Annotated in this window: 3 protein-coding genes; all 3 read left to right on the top strand. The window is 56.4% G+C overall.

The annotated features are described in order from the left end of the window. The first annotated feature begins 256 nt into the window (after positions 1–256). Positions 257–1,204, top strand: coding sequence for a LysR family transcriptional regulator (locus FQ755_RS34715; RefSeq protein ID WP_144162268.1), 948 nt, complete (start codon positions 257–259; stop codon positions 1,202–1,204). Between the two features lie 954 nt (positions 1,205–2,158). Then, positions 2,159–2,557 (top strand): MarR family winged helix-turn-helix transcriptional regulator, encoded by a 399-nt coding sequence (locus FQ755_RS34710; RefSeq protein WP_144162265.1) that lies wholly within the window; start codon positions 2,159–2,161, stop codon positions 2,555–2,557. Between the two features lie 47 nt (positions 2,558–2,604). Further along, positions 2,605–3,507 (top strand): fumarylacetoacetate hydrolase family protein, encoded by a 903-nt coding sequence (locus FQ755_RS34705; protein WP_144162262.1) that lies wholly within the window; start codon positions 2,605–2,607, stop codon positions 3,505–3,507. The last annotated feature ends 289 nt before the right edge of the window (positions 3,508–3,796 follow it).

Here is a 3,796-nt window from a genome sequence, read left to right as displayed (position 1 = left end):
TCTGTCGGACAAGACCCCGGATGAAGCTTATTTCGCGATGCTGCCCGCGATTACATTGGCAGCGTGACCGCCCAGCGTTCCACTTAAAAATCGAAAAAACTGTCCGAACGAACGGGGCCACCTCTGGGCGCAAAGCACAACTCGCTATGAGTTAATCAGGTGCAGACGTTGAAGGGCTTGCTCATGATGGCAATTAGCGGTGCTGCGAATGTAAATAGCGAAGGGAATATTGCATGAGCGCAAGGCAGGTGAGTGTATGGACCTACGTCATCTTCGTTGCTTCCTAGCCGTAGCGGAAGAATTGCATTTCGCTCGCGCGGCCGAGCGACTGCACATCGAGCAGTCGCCGCTGTCGCGCGCCATCAAAGAACTGGAAGAAGAACTGGGCGTCGTGCTGTTCGCCCGTACCTCGCGCAGTACACGGCTGACTCGCGCAGGCGCACTTTTTCTGGATCATGTTCCGCGCGTCTTCACTGCCTTGCAGCAGGCACGAGACAGCGTGAAGGCGGCGGCCAATGGCTTCCACTGTCAGTTGCGTGTCGCGCTGTCCGACGGCATTACGCCCTCCCGCCTGCCGACACTGCTAGCGCTGTGTCGGCAGGAAGAACCGGAAGTGGACATACGGCTGTACGAGGTGCCGCTGTCGCAGCAGATCAGGGGACTACAAGATGACCTCTACGACGTGGGATTCGCACAGTCCAACGATGTGGGCGAACACATCGTTGCAGAGGCTGCCTGGAGCGATCCGCTCATGGTGGCTGTGCCGGCGAGGCATCACTTGCTTAAGTACAAACGAATTCCTCTGGATGAGATGCTGCACTTCCCGCTAGTACTGTGCTGCCCCCAAGCGTGTGAAGGGCACGCCAAGCAGGTCGACCGCGCCTTGCGTCAGTCGGACTTCGAGCCGTTGATCGTCGAGCGCGTAGCGTCGTTCGACCTGATGATGGCATTGGTCTCGGCAGGATTCGCGGTGGGCCTGGCAGGTGCGCCGCACATTCTGGCCAGCCGCGAAGCCGGCGTGGTGGCTCGACCGCTGGCGGGCCGCTCGCCGATGCTGACGACCTACCTGCTATATCGCAACGGCGAATCCTCGGAGGTGCTGTCGCGCTTTATCGAGCGCGCGCAAGCCATCGAATCTCCTGAAATCACGCCCTCGCTGCCTTTTAAACCGGACACCCAGGAGGGAATCGAACCATGTCCGTGAAGCAGACCGCCCCATTCATGCTGGCTGCTGCACACACCGCACGCGGCCAGTCCAAAGCACCGCAACGGCAAACCACTGTTCCGACGGTCGAGGAGTTGGCCGCAGACCCGGATCGCTTGAAGAAACTCCAGCGTCAATGCAGGACGGAGCGCGCCAACCAGGGAGCGCTGCAGTGTAGCTCGGCAAATCAGCAACGAGCATGCGGATTTCCTCGACCAGACGCGCATCATCCGTTTTGCGTGCACGCGGCCATCCTGCCAGTAGCGGCCCGTGCGAGCTTTACCGACACATTGGGACGCGCTGCACCGAGAACGTCACAAACCTGCTTCACTATTCTCGCATCGAAAGCCTCGATGATTTGTTGCGGCACGACTGTCTACGTTTCAAGATCGGAGGCGTCGTAATAGCCGGGGGACGTTCAATTCCGACGCGACTGAGCCGTCGATACCTGTGAATGGATCGAGAATCACCAACGATGCCGCGTGGTGCGGCGTTGGACCGTCGCGGGGCGGGAGGGCGCCTACAGAACGAAATCCGATATCATCGATGTCCTCTGAACCGGAAGGTTGGTGCGCGTATTGTCGCTTGTGCCCCGGGGGCTGGCTCCGCTTGTCATGACCGTCGTCACAGGTCTGTCATTACTCCCGGATTCACTTCACTAGTGGCACATCGGGAGGAGCGTTGTGGTGCACATGCGTAGGTCTCGGCACAACCGAACGCCGTCTCGGACCTTCATAGATCAACGCACACGCCCTGTGACTGGACCCATGGGCGCTTGTAAATATCCTATCGGTAAAGATGAAACGGGCTGTTTACCATAGAGCGAGGGGATAACTTTCGCCAAGGTAGCCCACGCAGGTCGGCGTCAGCGCATCGCTCGACCGAGGCACCCTCGCAGAGGGCATCGTCAAGAAAATTCTTGTCGTCTGGAATACGCGGGCATATACTCGCATCATGGCTCTACTCTGTTACTGCACCTCTTTGAGAAATGCCGCCCGCCGAGTATCGGCGGCCTACGACGCTGCACTTGCTCCGATTGGAGTCGGTGCCGCTCAGTTTGCCATGATACGGGCACTCGATACAGATGAGCCCATCGCGCTGACAACGCTGGGAAATCTGCTAGACCTCGATAGATCGACTGTTGGCCGTAACGTCAAAGTGCTCGACAAGATGGGGCTGGTTGTCTTGGGCACGGGAATGGACCAACGGGAAACCACTGTCGAACTCAGCACAGCCGGGCGCAAGATACTAAAAACCGGGGCTCCGCTGTGGGAAAAAGCGCAACGGGAATTTGAAGTCAAGATGGGTGCGAAGGTCGCACCGAAGTTTCGCGACGTTTTACAGTCCCTGTAAATTTTTGGGCCACGGACGGTGGCTCTTTTATTTGTCGATATTGGGGTATGTACCCGCATATATCATCAAGCAATTCGAGAGAGAATGTAACGAAGCTGGTTCGATATGGCTTGAAAGGCAGTGAGCGTCCGGGGTTGCTCGATGCGAAAGGGCGCGTTCGCGATTTGTCGACCTTGCTTGATGATATAAATGGTGCGGTTTTATCTCCTGCACAACTCAAAGACTTGGCCGGTGTCGATCCCGCCAGCTTGCCCGTTGTGGGAGATCCGCAGCGGTTTGGTCCTCCGCTGACAGAAATCGGCAAATTCATCGCTATCGGTTTGAATTATCGCGACCACGCTGAGGAGGCCAACTTACCTATCCCGGCCGAGCCTATTCTATTTATGAAAGCGACCTCGTGTATTACAGGTCCCGACGACGACGTGACGATCCCGCGTGCCAGCCAGAAGACCGATTGGGAAGTGGAACTTGGTATCGTAATCGGATCGCGATGCTCGTACGTAGATTCGCAAGACGCACTGGAGAAGGTCGCTGGCTATCTGCTGGTCAACGATGTTTCTGAACGCGAATACCAGATCGAGCGGGGTGGTACTTGGGATAAACGAAAAAGTTGCGACACCTTCGGACCGATCGGGCCATGGCTGGTCACAGCGGACGAGGTTGGCGACCCGCAGACCCTCAGTCTGTGGCTGGACGTCAATGGTGTGCGCCGGCAGACTGGTAACACCGCGGCGATGATATTCGATGTGAAGACCATCGTCTCGTACGTTAGCCAATTCATGACGCTCGAGCCGGGCGATGTCATTACGACAGGAACGCCACCTGGAGTAGGTATGGGAATCAAACCGAAACCGATATATCTCAGAGCAGGAGATGTAGTCGAGCTCGGTATCGACCGATTGGGAAAACAAAGGCAGCGCTACGTTGCGTACCAACTAGATAACGATTAATCCTGTTGTAGTGCGTGTCGCACCGGGCCGTACGACGGTCCAAAAACGTTAAAGTCGCACCCGCTTAAGCCGGTTCTTCAATTTTATTTAACAGCGGGCATATACCCGCATATAGGAGATGTAATGCCACTGGTCACCATCAACCTACGCAAAGGTCGCCCTAAGGAAGGTCTGAACAAATCATTTTCAGCCTGACTGTTCGCCACATTCGAAATTGGCGGGTCTCGAAAGTCGTTTTCTTGTTGGGAACCGAATGAATACCGACCAGAAATTGATCTCGATGTTTGAA

It is taken from the genome of Paraburkholderia sp. BCC1885, assembly GCF_900996235.1.
Classification (GTDB): domain Bacteria; phylum Pseudomonadota; class Gammaproteobacteria; order Burkholderiales; family Burkholderiaceae; genus Paraburkholderia.
The sequence above is the reverse complement of the archived record's forward strand: the minus strand, read 5'-3'. Positions and strand labels throughout refer to the sequence as shown.